The 14,962-nt window shown below is 58.2% G+C and carries 16 protein-coding genes, 2 pseudogenes and 1 riboswitch; of the genes and pseudogenes, 8 read left to right on the forward strand and 10 right to left on the reverse strand.

Annotated elements, in window-relative coordinates:
• Window positions 1–198 precede the first annotated feature (198 nt).
• Both PG898_RS19160 and PG898_RS19165 read left to right on the forward strand, forming a co-directional pair.
• Entirely contained in the window at window positions 199–921 is a 723-nt protein-coding gene (locus PG898_RS19160; RefSeq protein ID WP_161507401.1) for a 4'-phosphopantetheinyl transferase family protein, read from the forward strand.
• Window positions 918–1,766: a tetratricopeptide repeat protein gene (locus tag PG898_RS19165; protein WP_182785989.1), complete on the forward strand. Its 849-nt coding sequence runs from the start codon at window positions 918–920 to the stop codon at window positions 1,764–1,766. The genes PG898_RS19160 and PG898_RS19165 overlap by 4 nt, the downstream gene beginning before the upstream one ends.
• A gap of 132 nt (window positions 1,767–1,898) precedes the next feature.
• Here PG898_RS19165 and PG898_RS19170 read toward each other — a convergent pair whose 3' ends face one another.
• Complete coding sequence (locus PG898_RS19170; RefSeq protein WP_025327798.1) at window positions 1,899–2,141, reverse strand: Lpp/OprI family alanine-zipper lipoprotein; 243 nt, start codon at window positions 2,139–2,141, stop codon at window positions 1,899–1,901.
• A gap of 223 nt (window positions 2,142–2,364) precedes the next feature.
• On the reverse strand, window positions 2,365–3,018 hold the full coding sequence (gene ribB / locus PG898_RS19175; protein ID WP_270824877.1) for a 3,4-dihydroxy-2-butanone-4-phosphate synthase: 654 nt from the start codon (window positions 3,016–3,018) through the stop codon (window positions 2,365–2,367).
• Window positions 3,019–3,123: 105 nt separating this feature from the next.
• Window positions 3,124–3,283: riboswitch (FMN riboswitch) on the reverse strand.
• Window positions 3,284–3,493: 210 nt separating this feature from the next.
• On the opposite strand from ribB, the gene purU reads away from it, so the two are divergent.
• Window positions 3,494–4,330: a formyltetrahydrofolate deformylase gene (gene purU, locus PG898_RS19180; protein ID WP_042650512.1), complete on the forward strand. Its 837-nt coding sequence runs from the start codon at window positions 3,494–3,496 to the stop codon at window positions 4,328–4,330.
• Window positions 4,331–4,394: 64 nt separating this feature from the next.
• Here the strand turns inward: purU and PG898_RS19185 are convergent, their stop codons facing one another.
• A complete protein-coding gene (locus PG898_RS19185) occupies window positions 4,395–5,663 on the reverse strand; it encodes a DUF945 family protein (protein WP_270824876.1) in 1,269 nt (422 codons plus the stop codon).
• A 107-nt stretch (window positions 5,664–5,770) separates the two neighbouring features.
• Window positions 5,771–7,252, reverse strand: a complete 1,482-nt coding sequence (gene cls, locus PG898_RS19190; RefSeq protein WP_005326968.1) for a cardiolipin synthase — start codon at window positions 7,250–7,252, stop codon at window positions 5,771–5,773.
• Window positions 7,253–7,348: 96 nt separating this feature from the next.
• Here cls and PG898_RS19195 point away from each other — a divergent pair, with 96 nt between their 5' ends.
• Window positions 7,349–7,900 (forward strand): DUF1439 domain-containing protein, encoded by a 552-nt coding sequence (locus PG898_RS19195; protein ID WP_161507403.1) that lies wholly within the window; start codon window positions 7,349–7,351, stop codon window positions 7,898–7,900.
• On the opposite strand, the gene PG898_RS19200 is transcribed toward PG898_RS19195, so the two are convergent.
• Window positions 7,891–8,331 (reverse strand): GNAT family N-acetyltransferase, encoded by a 441-nt coding sequence (locus PG898_RS19200; RefSeq protein WP_289976245.1) that lies wholly within the window; start codon window positions 8,329–8,331, stop codon window positions 7,891–7,893. The genes PG898_RS19195 and PG898_RS19200 overlap by 10 nt on opposite strands.
• Window positions 8,332–8,656: 325 nt before the next feature.
• On the opposite strand from PG898_RS19200, the gene PG898_RS19205 reads away from it, so the two are divergent.
• Entirely contained in the window at window positions 8,657–9,373 is a 717-nt protein-coding gene (locus PG898_RS19205; protein ID WP_270824892.1) for a lytic transglycosylase domain-containing protein, read from the forward strand.
• A gap of 122 nt (window positions 9,374–9,495) precedes the next feature.
• Here PG898_RS19205 and aqpZ read toward each other — a convergent pair whose 3' ends face one another.
• From aqpZ to PG898_RS19220, 3 genes are all read right to left on the reverse strand, one after another.
• Window positions 9,496–10,182 carry an aquaporin Z gene (gene aqpZ / locus PG898_RS19210; protein WP_270824875.1) on the reverse strand — a complete coding sequence of 229 codons (687 nt, stop codon included), beginning with the start codon at window positions 10,180–10,182 and terminating at the stop codon, window positions 9,496–9,498.
• Between the two features lie 349 nt (window positions 10,183–10,531).
• The gene (gene ruvC, locus PG898_RS19215; protein ID WP_005326958.1) at window positions 10,532–11,053 is read right to left on the reverse strand and encodes a crossover junction endodeoxyribonuclease RuvC; all 522 of its coding nucleotides are present in this window, start codon (window positions 11,051–11,053) and stop codon (window positions 10,532–10,534) included.
• A gap of 264 nt (window positions 11,054–11,317) precedes the next feature.
• Window positions 11,318–12,232 (reverse strand): Gfo/Idh/MocA family protein, encoded by a 915-nt coding sequence (locus tag PG898_RS19220; RefSeq protein WP_270824874.1) that lies wholly within the window; start codon window positions 12,230–12,232, stop codon window positions 11,318–11,320.
• Window positions 12,233–12,403: 171 nt separating this feature from the next.
• On the opposite strand from PG898_RS19220, the gene PG898_RS19225 reads away from it, so the two are divergent.
• Window positions 12,404–12,907: a DinB family protein gene (locus PG898_RS19225; protein ID WP_270824873.1), complete on the forward strand. Its 504-nt coding sequence runs from the start codon at window positions 12,404–12,406 to the stop codon at window positions 12,905–12,907.
• A gap of 31 nt (window positions 12,908–12,938) precedes the next feature.
• On the opposite strand, the gene PG898_RS19230 is transcribed toward PG898_RS19225, so the two are convergent.
• A complete protein-coding gene (locus PG898_RS19230) occupies window positions 12,939–13,166 on the reverse strand; it encodes a hypothetical protein (protein WP_270824872.1) in 228 nt (75 codons plus the stop codon).
• A 352-nt stretch (window positions 13,167–13,518) separates the two neighbouring features.
• Here PG898_RS19230 and PG898_RS19235 point away from each other — a divergent pair.
• Window positions 13,519–13,632 (forward strand): annotated as a pseudogene (locus PG898_RS19235) (IS481 family transposase); the annotation flags it as partial.
• A 60-nt stretch (window positions 13,633–13,692) separates the two neighbouring features.
• On the opposite strand, the gene PG898_RS19240 reads toward PG898_RS19235, so the two are convergent.
• Window positions 13,693–14,697, reverse strand: coding sequence for a hypothetical protein (locus PG898_RS19240; RefSeq protein ID WP_270824871.1), 1,005 nt, complete (start codon window positions 14,695–14,697; stop codon window positions 13,693–13,695).
• A gap of 53 nt (window positions 14,698–14,750) precedes the next feature.
• Between PG898_RS19240 and PG898_RS19245 the strand changes: the two are divergent.
• Window positions 14,751–14,962: pseudogene (locus PG898_RS19245) on the forward strand (IS5/IS1182 family transposase); the annotation flags it as partial.

The following is a 14,962-nucleotide window of genomic DNA, read 5'->3' on the forward strand; positions in this document are numbered from 1 at the left end:
ACAGCTCCCGACTATATCCAAGAATTCTATCGAGGCAAGCGAAAATCCCTATCGACCTCACATTTTTGCAAGGAAATGCACTGTTTTGCATGATTAATGTGATCATGGCCAAACAATATACAATCGCAAAAGTACCGGTTTTGCCCTGTCAAAACGGATCGTTATCGCTGTTTCGACCTCATTTTAAAGTGAAATATTATGCTCTATGCGGATCTCTATTTGTTAAAACCGGCGCTCATCGACGCCGAGCAGTTGATCGGGCTGCAATCAGAGCTCTCGCCGGACGAATATCGCCACTGGCATGAGATCCGCCAGCCTGGCCGCCAGCGTGAGTACCTGCTCGGCCGGATACTGTTGCGCCGCCTGCTGGCCGAGCGACTGTGCTGTCCGCCCGATGCGCTGGTGTTTCGCACCGGCGAGCACGGCAAACCCACGCTGGTCAGCCATGACTGGCAGTTCAACCTCAGCCACAGCGGGGACTGGCTGGTGCTCGCCCTCTGCCAGCAAGGTCCCCTCGGCGTGGATGTGGAGATGGGCTTGCGCCAGCGCCCCGTCCTGCCATTGGCCCAGCGTTTCTATGCCCCTGAGGAATATCAGTGGCTGCTTGCCCTGCCATCCCGGGAGCAGACCTCGGCCTTCTATCGGCTCTGGTCACGCAAGGAGGCAGTGCTGAAAGCCCAGGGGGCCGGTATCGCCGCGGGGCTCGACAAGGTGCGCTTTGTGCCGGAGGAGGGGTGGCGGCTGGACAACCGGCTCGATTCCCGAAGCTATCTGGTGCTGGACTGGCATTTTGGCAGCGGCTGGCTGAGCCTCGCCGCCCCGACTCGCCAGATCAATGGCTACCTGCTGGATGAGCGCTTGAAATCCACGCCCCTGGACCCCATGTTGATCCACACCATTTTCCGAGAGTCAGCCTCATGATCGTCGACATCAATCCCCAGAACTTCCACGCCGAACTGATCGATGCGTCCATGAAAAAGCCGGTCGTCATCTATTTCCATGCCCCGCAGATGCCAGAGTGCCAGGGCATGACCCCGCTGGTGGAGACCCAGGTCGGCCCGGCCAATCCCGCAGTCACCCTGGCCAAGGTCGATATGAACGATCCCCAGCTGCAACCCCTGGCCAGCCAGCTGGGTCTGCGCGCGCTGCCCGCTCTGGTGCTGTTCCATCAGGGGCGCCCGGACGAACAGGCCATCCTGGAAGGCCCGCAAGATGAGGCCACATTACGTCAGTACTTCGCCGCCTTCGCCCCCAAGGAAGAGGAGCTGCTACTCGAGAAGGGTCAGCAAGCCCTGACTGAGGGTCAGGCTGATGTGGCCTATGCCCACCTCACTCAGGCCCACCGACTGGCGCCCGAGCGTCATGACATCAGCCTCTGGCTGGTGCAGGCGGCGCTGGATCTGGCGCTGCTGGACGAGGCGCAGGCCCTGCTCGCAGCCGTCCCCATGGTGGCGCAGGATGATCACTATCAGACCCTGAGTTCTCGCCTGGCCCTGGCGCTGCAAGCCAGCGACAGCCCGGAGCTGCGCGCCCTGGAGCAGCGTCATGCCGAGACACCGGACGACGGCGCCCTCACTCAGGAGCTGGCGGTGCTATACAGTCAGGTTGGCCGTCAGGAAGAGGCCCTGGCATTGCTGTTCAACATTCTCAAACGCGACATGGCGTTTGGCGACGCCAAGAAGATCTATCTCGATATTCTGACCACCATGGGTGCACATCCGGCTGCGCAGAGTTATCGTCGCAAGCTTTATAGCCTGCTTTATTAATCAATGAGGAAATCAGGGGATGCCGAGCAATCGGCATTGCCTTGTTCAGGCAGGAAGAGCAGTAATTAAGGGAAATGACGAATTTCAGACAAAAAAAATGGCGCATTAAAATGCGCCATTTTTTCGCATGGATTACTTCTTGTAGGAAGTAGCCATGTTGTCGATGCGCTGGTTAGCACGAGCTGCTTCTTGGTTAGCAGTTGCGATATCAGCAGCCATCTTGGATTGATCAGCACGAACTGCGCTAACATCTTGAGCCAGTTGGTCAACTTTGTTAGACAGATTCTGAACGGAAGTTTCCAGTTCGCTGGTGTTTGCACAACCGCCCAGCAGGGCAGACAGACCAACAACACCTACCAACAACATTTTCTTCATTTTTAAAGCTCCCTTTAACTCGCCAGACGTTTAGCAAGCGGCGTGATTATGGCACAAATAAATACGAGTTTGGATAGGCCCCATCACAGATAAATGCATTAAAACCCTCATTTTTTTTTAAACGCACACTTTTTGTGCAAATTTAAGTCAAAAACGAGTGCTCTGGATGAGGTTCGCACCAAGCGTAACCAAAAAATGCCCTTAATACAATTTCGTATGAAGCTTAAGCTGAACGTTCAGACAGCATTTGACGATATTGCACCAGATCTTCGATGGTCAGTACCGGCATCCGGTGCTGGCGGCCAAAAGCCACCAGATCGGGCAACCTGGCCATGGAGCCATCGGCCTTGGTCAGCTCGCACAACACCCCGTAAGGCTTGAGACCGGCCAGCTGCATCAGGTCTACCGTGGCTTCGGTATGACCGCGCCGGGTCAGCACGCCGCCGGTGCGGGCACGCAGCGGGAAGACATGACCTGGACGATGCAGATCCGACGGTCGGGCGCCGTCGGCGATGGCGGCCTGGATGGTGGTGATGCGGTCGGCGGCGGAGACACCCGTAGTGACGCCTTGGGCCGCCTCTATGGTCACGGTGAAGGCGGTCTGATAATGGCTGGAGTTGGCCTCCACCATCATGGGCAGCTCGAGCTGGCGTACCCGCTCGTCGGTCAGGCAGAGGCAGACGATGCCGGAGCATTCGCGGATCATCATGGCCATCTGTTCGTTGGTCATGGACTCGGCGGCGAAGATGAGGTCACCCTCGTTCTCCCGATCTTCATCATCGGCCACCAGCACGCCTTGAGCGGCACGCAATGCGGCCAGCGCGGCTTCGACGCGGGCAATGGGATCACCAAATTCACTGAGTAGAGACTGATTCATGGTAAGACTCCTAAATAAGACAAGGACCAGAATCAGGGCATGGAAAGGCAGACAGAGATAGGTATGCAGCAGCCGGCCCGTGGGGAGCCATGACTGCAATATCTGTCTTATCCTCTTTCATCCGGACTGTGACCGTCGGCTCCGGCATCTCACCGGATCTGCTGACCCCGACCCCGGTTTCAAACCAGGGTCGGGCGCTCGCGGGCTCCCCGAGTCAGATCGGGATACCGCCGGTGGGGAATTTCACCCCGCCCTGAGAATAAGCGCAGACAGCCTAAAGAAAAAAAACGCAGGATACCAGCCCAAAACCCATCAAAGATGAATAGGACGCAGTGCACCGCCCCCCCGCTGGCGACTTGCCACTCAGCTGCACGGCGCGCTGTCCTTTCTGATTTTGTTTATGGCATAGTGCCAGCAAAAACGTGCAGCCTGCGCAGACTCGGGCGCCAACACCACAAACGGAATCATGACAGAGATGGAAAAGAAAATACTGCTGACCGATTGCCCCGACGCCAAGGGGCTCATCGCCAAGATCACCAATATCTGCTACAAGCACCAGCTCAACATCAACAAGAACGACGAGTTCGTGGATCACGAGAACGGCCGCTTCTTCATGCGTACCGAACTGGAGGGTCGCTTCAACGACGAGACCCTGCTGGCGGATCTCGACGACGCCCTGCCGGCAGGTGCCCAGCGCAGACTGGTCAAGGCTGGCAAGAAGCGCATCGTCATCCTGGTCACCAAGGAGACCCACTGCCTCGGCGACATCCTGATGAAGAACTATGCCGGTGCGCTGGACATGGACATAGTGGCGGTGATCGGCAACTACGACACGCTCGCAGAATTGACGGGCAAGTTCGACATCCCCTTCCATGCCGTGAGCCATGAGGATCTCAGCCGCACCGAGCATGAAGAGCAGGTACGCACCCTCATCGACGGCTACCAGCCGGATTACGTGATCCTGGCCAAGTACATGCGGGTGCTGACCCCGAGCTTCGTGGAAGCCTATCCGCGCAAGCTCATCAACATCCATCACTCCTTCCTGCCCGCCTTCATCGGTGCCCGCCCCTATCGTCAGGCCTTCGATCGCGGGGTCAAGCTGATCGGAGCCACCGCCCACTTCGTCACCGACGATCTGGATGAAGGCCCCATCATAGAGCAGGACGTGATCCACGTGGGCCATGCCTTCAGCGCCGACGACATGGCCAAGGCGGGACGGGATGTGGAGAAATCCGTGCTGAGCCGGGCCCTGGAGCTGGTGCTGAACGAACGGGTCTTCGTCTACGGCAACAAGACGGTGGTGTTCAAATAACCCTGTCCGTCGTTCGACACCCAGCAAAAAGGCTCCCGAGGGAGCCTTTTTCGTCTGCCTGCGCTTATTGAGGCAGGGGCAGACCGTTGACGGTGACCAGCCCCTTGTCGAGCTTGAGCTCGGCATTGAGGTGCGCCTGCTCCGCCTTGAGATAACCCAGGGCCGTGAACTGGGCCAGCATGGGTGCCAGCTGCGGCACCGCCTTGCCCAGTTGATCGCCGAGGCTGACATGAAGCAGCCCGGACAGGGCCTGCATCCCCTCCTCGCTCCCCATCAGTTGCTCCAGAGTGGTGGGGGCAAGCTTGGCCTCCCCTTTCAGGCTGACAGGCTCGCCGTTGAGCTGGGCACTGAAATCGGTCAGCTCCAGGGTGGCACCCCGTTGCAGCATCTTGTCCAGCGCCTGCTGGATAACCGCCTCGTCCACCCGCTGACTGCTGGCCTCCTGCAGGGTCTGATAGCCCTCCAGATCCAGCCCCTTGAGCGCCAGATCCAGACTTCCCTGAGTCACTGCCAGGCTGTCGCTCTCGTTCTCCAGATTGAGGGTCGCCACCTTCATCTGATAACGGCTGGAGAGGGTCTGGGCATCATCCCCCGCCAGTTGGGTGTTGGTGCTGACCCCCTGCAACGAGAGCTTGACGCTCTCCGGCAGTTGCAAGGAGAGGGCGGAGAGCGTCATCTCGCTGTGGGGAGAGAGCCAGATGCCGCTTATCTCGGCCATGTCGGCGCTGCCCTTGAGATCCGCCAAAGCCAGATCCATCTTGCTCTGCGCATCGTGGACCGTCATGCCCAGCCACTGGAAGACCACGTGGCCATTGCCATCGAGATCCCCGCGATAATCCCCGCTCAGGGGCAGGAAGCTGAACTCGTTGAGCCCCTCCCTGACCTTGAAGTCGCTGGCCCAGAAACGGGAGCTGTTGCTCATGGTCCAGAGGCTGCTGGCCGACTCCAGGCCAAGCTGCCACTGCTGCATGCCGAGGGCGGTGAAGACGGGGGCCAGGGTCCCGGTCGCGGTATCGAGCAGCATGTTGCTCTTGATATAGAGCGGCAGCAGGCGGCTGTTGACGAGCAGTTGCAGCTCGATGGGGTCGCTTCCCGCCATCTGGGGATCGAAACTCGCCAGCGTCTGGGGCGGCACCACTACCTTGAGCACACCATCACGGGTGAACAGGTTCCCGCTGGTGGGCAACCAGGTGATCTCGACGCCGCTCTCCTGCTTGGCCTTCACGATCTGCTCCCCCAGGATGCGGTCGAAGGCATTGCCCGTGTACCAGCAGGCGCCCAGCCCACCCACCACCAATGCCGCTCCGGCAGCCATGGCCACTGTCTTTTTCATCTGCTCTCTTACTCCTGATTTTTCTATGGCGGGTGCCTAGGCGCACTCTACGGGGAGGATGGGAACACAAGCAAGCCAGATCCCGGCTCATGACCCATTCTCGACTGTCACAGCAGGGGGCTGAACAGGTAGAAGACGTTCTCCAGCAATTTTTTGTACCAGGGGCGGGCACGCCACCTGGTCAGCGACATGGGGGTCGCCTCCAGCATGTAGCCCTGCACCAGTTGATTCATCTCGGCGACAAACAACGGGTTGTCGATGAGCAGGGTGATCTCGAAATTGAGCCAGAGGCTGCGCCTGTCGAGATTGACCGTGCCCACCAGGGCGAAGTCGTCGTCCACCAGCACGCTCTTGGTGTGCAGCAGACCGGCATCATAGCGGTAAATTTCGACCCCGGCCGCCAGCAGATCCTCCATGAAAGAGTTGCTCGCATGATTGGCCATCAGGGAGTCGTTACGCGCCGGCAGCACCAGCTGCACCAGCACCCCCCGCGCCGCCGCCGAGGAGAGCGCCGCCGCCAGCGGGTCATCCGGCACGAAATAGGGGGTGGTCAACACCAGATGATGGCGCGCCTGGTAGATGGCCAGCAGCAGGCTCTGCTGGATGCAGTCGCCGCCGACGAAGGGGCCGGAAGGGATGAGCTGGGCCCGATAGTTGGTTTGCGGCCAGGCCTCGGGTTCGTGCTGCAGGCTGTCGAGCAGCCGCTCGCCGGTTTCCATCTCCCAGTCCCAGACGAAGGTGGACCACATCAGGGGCACCACTGGCCCCTGCACCCGGATCATGATGTCGACCCACTGACCGACACCGGCATCCTGTTTGAAGAAGCGAGGATCCACCATGTTCATGGAGCCGGTGTAACCGACCCTGTCGTCGATCACCACCAGCTTGCGGTGCATGCGCAAGTCCTGGCGCTGGAACGGGATACGCCAGGCACCGACCGGCAGCACCTCCACCACCTTGACCCCGGCAGCGCGCAGTGATTTTGGCCAACCGGAGCGGAAGAAGGCCTTGCTGCCGATGGAGTCGAGCAACACACGACAATCCACGCCGCGCGCCGCCACCTCGACAAGGGCCTCGCACACCGCATCCACATCCCCACCGGGATGCCAGATGTAGAACTCCAGGTAGCAGGACTGGGAGGAACCGCGGATGTCGCGCACTATCTCCTGCAAGATGGTCTCGGGCCTGTGCAGCAGCGTCATCCGGTTGCCCGAGAGCATGGGCATGGCCAGCCGCCCCTGGATCAGATCATGGAGCGGACGCGCCTTGCTGCCCACCTCGCAGCAGTGCTGGGGAAAGAGGCGGGCGAGCTGGCGGATCCAGATGGCGTAAGGGCGGTACATGGCCTGGGCGCGTTCTGCCCGTTTGCGACCGAGCCGTATCTCCCCAAACAGCACATAGAAACCGACCCCGGCGAAGGGGATGGCATAAATGAGTGCCAGCCAGGCGAGGGATACCCCGATGGGGCGCCGCTTCATCACCACTCGCAGGGAGATCCCCGCCACGATCACGGTGTGAAACAACAGCAACAGCCAGCCGAGAAAGCGGGAGAACAGCAACTGAATGTCGTATTCCAGACCGTCGAGCAAGACGACTCCTTGGTGTAATGAACAAAGGGCATGGGCAGATCCCACAGGGCCAGAATGGTATGCTGTGGGGCAAACCCATTCTATCAGGTCGTTAGCATGATCCTGCAATCTATGCTGCTGAGTCTGGCCATGCTAGGTCAAGGCTCATATGACATCAATGAGCAGCAGATAAACCAGTACCTTCAATCCCAGGTACAAGTCGACAAACAGCTGGAGTTGCCCGGCATCATCAAGGCCCATGTGCAGCTCGAGCAGAGCGATGTCCAGATCGGTCGCCAGAGTCCGGATACCGCCAGGGTCTTTGGCAAGGGCAAGCTGAAGATCTCCCTGCCGGACCAGACCCAGTACGATGCGCTGCTGAACATGACCTATGAGGCCAGACCCCGTTACGACAAGGCCCAGAGCGCGCTCTTCCTCGACAACATGAAGCTGATTGACTACAAGCTGGAGCCCGCAGCGGCCGAGCAGAAGTTCGGTTTCATGCTGAGGATGCTGCTGCAGAGCATGGAGAAGCGGCTGGAGACCCAGCCCGTCTACAAGCTCGACGACAAGGATCCCAACCAGGCCTGGCTCAAGGAGAATCTGCTGGGGCTGGAGCTGTCACCGGGCAAGATCCGCCTGCTGACCAAGCCGAAGGATCAGTTGTAGACAGTGGCCGTCGCCTGACGCACCAGCAGCTCGATCTGGTAACCCTGTTCGCGCTGCTGGTGATAGAGGGTATGAAGCGGTCCGTCGAGTTCATGCAGGGGAAGGTGGGCAAAGCCCGCCTTGAGGTAGAAGGGTTTCTCGAAGGGCAAGGCGTGGCAGATCACGGGCTTGTCCAGCAGATCGCTGCAGGCGTGCTGCAGCAACCGGGAGCCCAGCCCCAGTGACTGGTAGTGCGGCAACAACCGGAAACCGCACAGGTGGTAATAGTCCTGTTCGTCGCGCAGGCGCACGGCCCCCACCAGCCAATGGGCATCCCGTACCACGAAGATCCGTTCGGCCAGATCCGGCACATAGTGGGAAAACGTCGTCTCGTAATAGTCCCTGATCAGGGAAAGATCCGCATCACAGTACTCTTCGAATCTGAGCTCCATCGCCCGCCTGCTTCTCATACCCATTTCGCTCTGGCCACCTGGCCCTCTCTTGTCCTATCAACCGGCCCCACGAAGAGATCAGACCAGAGTGGAGCAACAGCAAGATAACACGCCTTTAACTTACAAAAAAGCCAATAGCCAGCTGGGAGTTGCGGCGCCGTCCACTGCCTCTTGCGAGGCTGCAGCACCCGCCTCGGGGAGCCAGTGGCCCCCTCTGTCCGGGCATTTCTTGCGACTCCTCATCGGAGCCCTTGTTCTGCCTCGCCCCGGATGCTTTACTCAACGTGGCTAACAAGGCTTAAGGAGCAAGCCGTTGAAAGCATGGATGTTGCTGGGAGCCATTTTGCTGTTCCCCCTCAGTGCCTGGAGTCAGACGCCGCCACCGGCCGAGGTGGTGGTCCTGACATCCGAGTCAATCCCGTCACCCGAGTCGATCCCGTCACCCGAGGTGGCAGAGCCCGCATCGGTCCCCACCACTCGCCAGATCCAGGTCTACAAATCGGTGCAAAAGAACGGGGTAGTACGCTATTCCGACATGATGCCGGAGCAAGGTCATTACGAGCTGCTGCTGTTCAACGATTGCTACGCCTGCGATCCCGCCTCCAGGGTCAACTGGCGCACGACCGGCCTCTTCCTCTATGACTACGCCAGCACCATCAAGGCGGCGGCCAAGACCTACAGCGTCGACCCTGCCCTCATTCGAGCACTGATCCACGCCGAATCCGCCTTCAATCCGCTGGCGGTCTCCCGCAAGGGGGCCATGGGGCTGACTCAGCTGATGCCCGCCACCGCCCGCGAGCTCGGGGTCGGCAATGCCCTGCTGGCGGAGCAAAACATCTTCGGCGGGGTGAAGTATCTGGCGGGCCTGCTCAAGCAGTATGACGGCAACGTAGCCCTGGCCACGGCCGCCTACAACGCGGGCGCAGGCGCGGTGCAAAAACACGGTGGTATCCCGCCCTACGCAGAGACTCGCGCCTATGTCGCACGAGTGCAACTCTTGCACCAGCGCTATAAAGAGATGCTGAGCGCCCGCGGTCTCTAGCACCTTCCCTCTCTCAGCAGGTTGAACAATACTGCGGGCCCTAGCGGCCCGCTTTCGTGCCCGCCAGAAACAAAAAAACACGCCCGAGGGCGTGCCGATACCACACGTTACTTAGCAACACATCACTCTTTCGTGGCGATCACACGATAGGCCAATGCACCCAGAATGGCACCGACGATGGGGGCGACCCAGAACAACCAGAGCTGGCCGACGGCCCAGTCACCGACAAACAGCGCCACCCCCGTGCTGCGCGCCGGGTTCACCGAGGTGTTGGTCACCGGAATGCTGATGAGGTGGATCAGGGTCAGGCACAGACCGATGGCGATCGGAGCGAAGCCCGCCGGTGCACGGCGGTCGGTGGCCCCCATGATGACGAACAGGAAGAAGCCGGTCATCACCACTTCACACACCAGCGCCGCCAGCAGGCTGTAACCGCCCGGTGAGTGCTCACCATAACCGTTGGAAGCAAAACCGGCGCTCACGTCAAACCCGGCCTGGCCGCTGGCGATCACATAGAGCACACCACCCGCCGCGATCCCGCCAAGGACCTGGGCAACGATATAAGGCACGACGCCCGATGCCGGGAAGCGACCACCGGCCCAGAGCCCGACGGTCACGGCAGGGTTCAGGTGACAGCCAGAGATGTGGCCGATGGCATAGGCCATGGTCAGCACGGTCAGACCGAACGCCAGGGCCACGCCCAGCAGACCGATCCCCACATTCGGGAACGCGGCTGCCAACACGGCGCTGCCGCAGCCTCCCAGCACCAGCCAGAAGGTGCCCATAAATTCAGCTGCAAATGGTTTCACTCTCAACTCTCCCAATGATGGATGGAACATGAGCCTGGGCTCACGAGGTCACCGTTCTTAAACGGCGCCACATTATGGGAGCGTGACATGACGAGGCGAAGTGAACCTGTCTCGCCAGGAAGGTGTGATCAAGGTCACAAGTTATTGATTCATCAAGAGGATTGTCGTCACTCCCCAGCCCGCCTCGAATGGCGTCCCGTCATCTGGTACGACAACTTGTGACTCTGTTGAGGCTTTTAACAACAGGATGGCGAGCACCTGAGGACTCAGCCGCAACGGATAAACGAGGAGGGCGCCCGGGCGCCCTCCTCTCACATTGCTCCTCAGACGCAGTCAGCGTCGGCAGGGTTCAGCGATAGCGACCACGTACCGAACTGGTGGCTCGTCCCGCCATCCTGATAAGACTCTGGCGGGTGTGGAAGTGACAGAGCGCCACCCCGAGGGCATCCGCCGCATCCGCCTGGGGGGTGGCCGACAGCTTGAGCAGATGGGTCACCATATGTTGCACCTGCTCCTTGGCGGCGCCGCCCGTGCCCACCACCGCCTGCTTGATCTGGGTCGCCGAGTATTCGCTCACCGGCAGCAAGGCGTTGACCGCCGCGACGATGGCGCTGCCCCTGGCCTGGCCGAGTTTCAGGGCCGAATCCGCATTGCGCGCCATGAAGACCCGCTCGATGGCGAACTCGTCCGGCTTGAACTGGGTGATGATCTCGCTCACCCCGTCATACACCTGCTTGAGACGGGACGGCAGCTCGCCTAGGTCGGTGCGGATGCAGCCCGACCCCAGGTATTCCGCCTTGCCCGCGACGATGCGGATGACGCCGTAGCCGGTGATCCGGGAGCCGGGGTCTATGCCCAGAATAATGCTCATGAACGGGCCACCTTGGTCGCCGCGATCGGGCGCTCATCGACACGTGGCAGGCCCGGCGCCATTTGCGAAACGTTGCTCATCACACTTTGTTGCTCTGCAGATCTTTCATGGGCGCCAAGATAGCAAACAAGCCAGCGCTTGGCTCGCGCGGCGGCGCCCTCGCCGGCTGACTGCGCAGGGATACGCCATCTTGTACAGTGGTCTGCTCATTCGTTCGCCCGTTTCAATTCTTGCGTTCAGCATGGGAACCACGAATGACGGATGCTACTGCCTGCCCTCGGCCAGAGTGACCAGCCGCTCAGCCAGTCGATGGCTCTGCAGATAACTCTCGACAAGCATCCCATCGGCTCTGCCCGCCTCAATCTGTTGGTACCAGTGAGCCAGCATCGCAACGAAGCCCCGTTGGGCCAATACCGGCTGCCAGTCGTCGGGCGCCAGGGTCTGCACGGTTTTGTCTCGGGCAATCGTGCCCCGGGTGCAGTTCTCGATATGCAGGGAGAGGTTGTCACCATAGGCGTCGATGCGCTCCTCGGTGAGGCCGGCGCTGCGGTTCATGCTGCCGCTCACGGCCACCTGGCCGCTCTGCCAGGCGACGCTCACCCCGGCCAGCAGCTCGGGCTGCTGGGAACTTCGCCGCAGCACCGCATGCAGATCCCCGGTGGGCGCGCCGCCATAGCAGCAGAGGCTGTCGAGCACATGGATAAAGTCGTCAAACAGGAACGGACGCGGCAACCCCGGCAGGGCGTGTCTGTGTTTCTGCCAGTTGAACTCGGTAAGCGGCTGCGCCCGTGCGGCGGCCATGGCGGGCAGATAGCGGCGGTTGAAGCCGACAAACAGCGGGCAATCCTGCGCCATGGCCAGATTGGCGAGCGCCTCCACCTCGGCCGCGCTGTCACAGAGCGGCTTGTCGACAAAGGTGGGGATGCCGGCGCGCAGGCACTGCTCCGCCAGTTTGCCATGCACCGCAGTGGCGGCGTGGATCATCACGGCGTCCGGGCGGCTCCCTAGCAGCGCATCCACCTCGGTGAAGCACTCGGCGATCCGGTACTGGCGGGCCAGTCTGTCCAGCACCGCTGGACTCCGGGTACAGAGCAGCGGGGTGACTCGCTCGTCGCTGGCAATCAGCGGCAGATAGGCCTTCTGGGCGATATCACCGAGGCCAATCAGGGCAATGCGCATGGGAACTCCTTGTCATGAATGCGATGGCACAGGGTAACATCTCACTCGCACCGGGCACATCCAATGCCCTGCACACTGGCCAGTCACCGAGCCCGTCAGGTGGGGAGTTTTCTTGCTGCCATCGGCTGGCTAAGATGCCCTCTTCCCGCGCTGACCCCATCAAGGAAGACCATGAGCCATTCGACCCTTCACTCTCTGTTTCGCTACAAGGCCTGGGCCAATGGCGAACTGCTGGATGCCCTCGCCACCCTGGACCCGCAGCTACATCCCGAGGCGCACCACAATGCCCTTCGCATCTTCAACCATATCCATGTGGTCGATGCCATCTTCAAGGCCAATCTGCTGGGGGAACCCCATGGCTTCAGTGCCACCAATACCCCGGAGACGCCGACCCTGGTTTCGTTGCGCACCGCCATCGGCGAACTGGATGCCTGGTATCTGGATTACGTTGCCGGCCTGAGCCAGGCAGATGGCGAAGCCGTACTCTCGTTCAACTTCGTGGATGGTGACAAGGGGCGGATGAGCCGCGAGGAAATGCTGCTGCATCTGGTGACTCACGGCGGCTATCACAGAGGGGCTATCGGGCGCATTCTGGTGCAGTGCGGCATTACACCACCGCGCGACACTCTGACCACCTTTTTGCATCGCAGCGAACCCGAGCGACGGGGCGGCTAAACGGACAAACGAGGGCGGCCCATGTTGCCCTCTATTTTGTGGATTTGGCCTGCTCTCTGGTATCGAGCCACTTGCCGATTCGGGCCCCCAGCTCGGAGCAGATAAGGGCGCTGACCATGGCCCCTATCATCCGGTTCATATCAGAGATCTCTTTTGATTCAAGGAACAGGGGCGCTATCAGGTTAAAGGCTATTAGCCCCATCACCAACCCGAGCCCGCTACCAATCTTCTCTTTGCGGGATCGCGTTTTTATCGCCATCTGCTCACTCCTGTTCGGGAATACCCGCTGCAATATATTCAGGAGAGAGGCTGTTATACCTCCCTATCCTTTAGCCAGCCGCCAAGATAGCAAAGCCACTGCTACTTGGCCGCTTTTGATTGCAGTTGGTGATGCGCTTTGATGATCTGGTTCAAAAAACGATAACGTTTTGATGGTTGTATCAGTTCTGATGCTCGCGTAAGCGGCTTCGTTTGGCTTACAGTGGCTATCTGGAAACTGTTGAACTGCGATGGGTTGCTGCCAGCGCGGGTCAATGAAGCCTATTGGAAGCTGTAATCCACGAGCGGTAGCATTACCCCTTGCTCAAAAAGGTGGGTGTCCCAGATTTTTCTACAACACCCAGCGGCCGCATCAGGGCAGGATGATGGAGGGGAAGACCCCCTACAGCATGTTCAAGAAGGGTCTGAAATTGATACCGAAGGAAGTGCGCTCTAAAGTAGCGTAAACAAGACACCGGTTTGAGGCCGGTGTCAGGTGATAACTAGATCTGTACATTTAATAGTTATTAAATCGAATCATAATGCTCTATTACCTTCGCTATCTGCCCCAACATTCCAGAAAAACCATCAAAATCAATGCTGGATTTATTAGCATGTACAACATGGTTTGCAAATGCTTCCTTACTTAAATCATTCTTGATATCTCTTTTAGACTCCACATTGAAACATCTTCCTTTATATTGCCTAAGTCTATCTTTATTAGTGAAGAAATGCTCTATATCTGTATTACCATTAGAATCTCTGGGTGTTAGAACTAAATATAGATTGCAAAATACATGAACGAAGTCTGATTTTCTGATTTCATTTTGAGACGAGGGATAAATAGTTATCCCTTCTATTTTATTTACATAGTTAATCAAATCATTTGGACCCGTATCATTATCTACAAAAATGATTACCGGATTTTCTGGCCTAGGGGCCTTATAGTATTCAAAGTGTTTTTTATAATTGATAACAAAATCTCTTAGATAGTCAGCACCACCATGGAGTTCTAACAAAAACTTGGTTCGCTCTGTATATTCGACAAAACGTAGTAGTAGTTTATATGGTGAGACAGCTGTTTTTTCGGTAGCTAGACGAGGAAAGTTTTTCGCTAACATTTGTATTGCTGCTTTTAAGTATATGTTGTCTGTCTTTCCCTCCGTCAGAATAGTTGGCAGCTCATTCGCATAAAACAAGCGATAAAACAAAAATTTACTGAACGTATCTTCTCTTCCACTATGGAGGTAACGTCTCAATTTAGCTTGACTAGTTTTTTTTAAAACTTCTTTTTTTGTCTGGTATATAGGATTCAACGGTAGCTTTTGCCGCAGCCTATTATAATGATCTACTTGGTCAATAAAATTTAGCCTCCCCTCAAGTCTGTTTATATTCCCTGGAACCACTTCACCATTAACTAGTTCAGTGAACCCCCCTGTTTTAAATAATCTATCACATTGAGATCTGGCTGTACGCCAGTACTCATTTTTTGTATTCGGCTTTTTATTTACAACTAAGGAAGGTGCGAACAAGTCCCTGATATGAGATCATGTTTGTCATCTGGAGCCATGAAAAAGGGTTCATCATGAGTCATCAGCTCACCTTCGCCGACAGTGAATTCAGCAGTAAGCGCCGTCAGACTAGAAAAGAGATTTTCTTGTCCCGCATGGAGCAGATCCTGCCATGGCAAAACATGGTGGAAGTCATCGAGCCGTTTTATCCCAAGGCTGGTAATGGCCGGCGACCTTATCCGCTGGAAACCATGCTACGCATTCACTGCATGCAGCATTGGTACAA

The organism is Aeromonas sp. QDB31, assembly GCF_027707605.1.
GTDB classification, from domain to species: domain Bacteria; phylum Pseudomonadota; class Gammaproteobacteria; order Enterobacterales; family Aeromonadaceae; genus Aeromonas; species Aeromonas media.

Bases quoted from the DNA above. Each gene is read 5' to 3' on its own strand.
- PG898_RS19205 (WP_270824892.1), top strand. From the start codon at position 8,657: ATGTTGCTGGGAGCCATTTTGCTGTTCCCCCTCAGTGCCTGGAGTCAG.
- PG898_RS19165 (WP_182785989.1), top strand. From the start codon at position 918: ATGATCGTCGACATCAATCCCCAGAACTTCCACGCCGAACTGATCGAT.
- PG898_RS19230 (WP_270824872.1), bottom strand. From the start codon at position 13,166: ATGGCGATAAAAACGCGATCCCGCAAAGAGAAGATTGGTAGCGGGCTC.
- PG898_RS19170 (WP_025327798.1), bottom strand. From the start codon at position 2,141: ATGAAGAAAATGTTGTTGGTAGGTGTTGTTGGTCTGTCTGCCCTGCTG.
- ribB (WP_270824877.1), bottom strand. From the start codon at position 3,018: ATGAATCAGTCTCTACTCAGTGAATTTGGTGATCCCATTGCCCGCGTC.
- PG898_RS19200 (WP_289976245.1), bottom strand. From the start codon at position 8,331: ATGGAGCTCAGATTCGAAGAGTACTGTGATGCGGATCTTTCCCTGATC.
- ruvC (WP_005326958.1), bottom strand. From the start codon at position 11,053: ATGAGCATTATTCTGGGCATAGACCCCGGCTCCCGGATCACCGGCTAC.
- PG898_RS19185 (WP_270824876.1), bottom strand. From the start codon at position 5,663: ATGAAAAAGACAGTGGCCATGGCTGCCGGAGCGGCATTGGTGGTGGGT.
- PG898_RS19220 (WP_270824874.1), bottom strand. From the start codon at position 12,232: ATGCGCATTGCCCTGATTGGCCTCGGTGATATCGCCCAGAAGGCCTAT.
- PG898_RS19225 (WP_270824873.1), top strand. From the start codon at position 12,404: ATGAGCCATTCGACCCTTCACTCTCTGTTTCGCTACAAGGCCTGGGCC.
- PG898_RS19195 (WP_161507403.1), top strand. From the start codon at position 7,349: ATGATCCTGCAATCTATGCTGCTGAGTCTGGCCATGCTAGGTCAAGGC.
- PG898_RS19160 (WP_161507401.1), top strand. From the start codon at position 199: ATGCTCTATGCGGATCTCTATTTGTTAAAACCGGCGCTCATCGACGCC.
- purU (WP_042650512.1), top strand. From the start codon at position 3,494: ATGGAAAAGAAAATACTGCTGACCGATTGCCCCGACGCCAAGGGGCTC.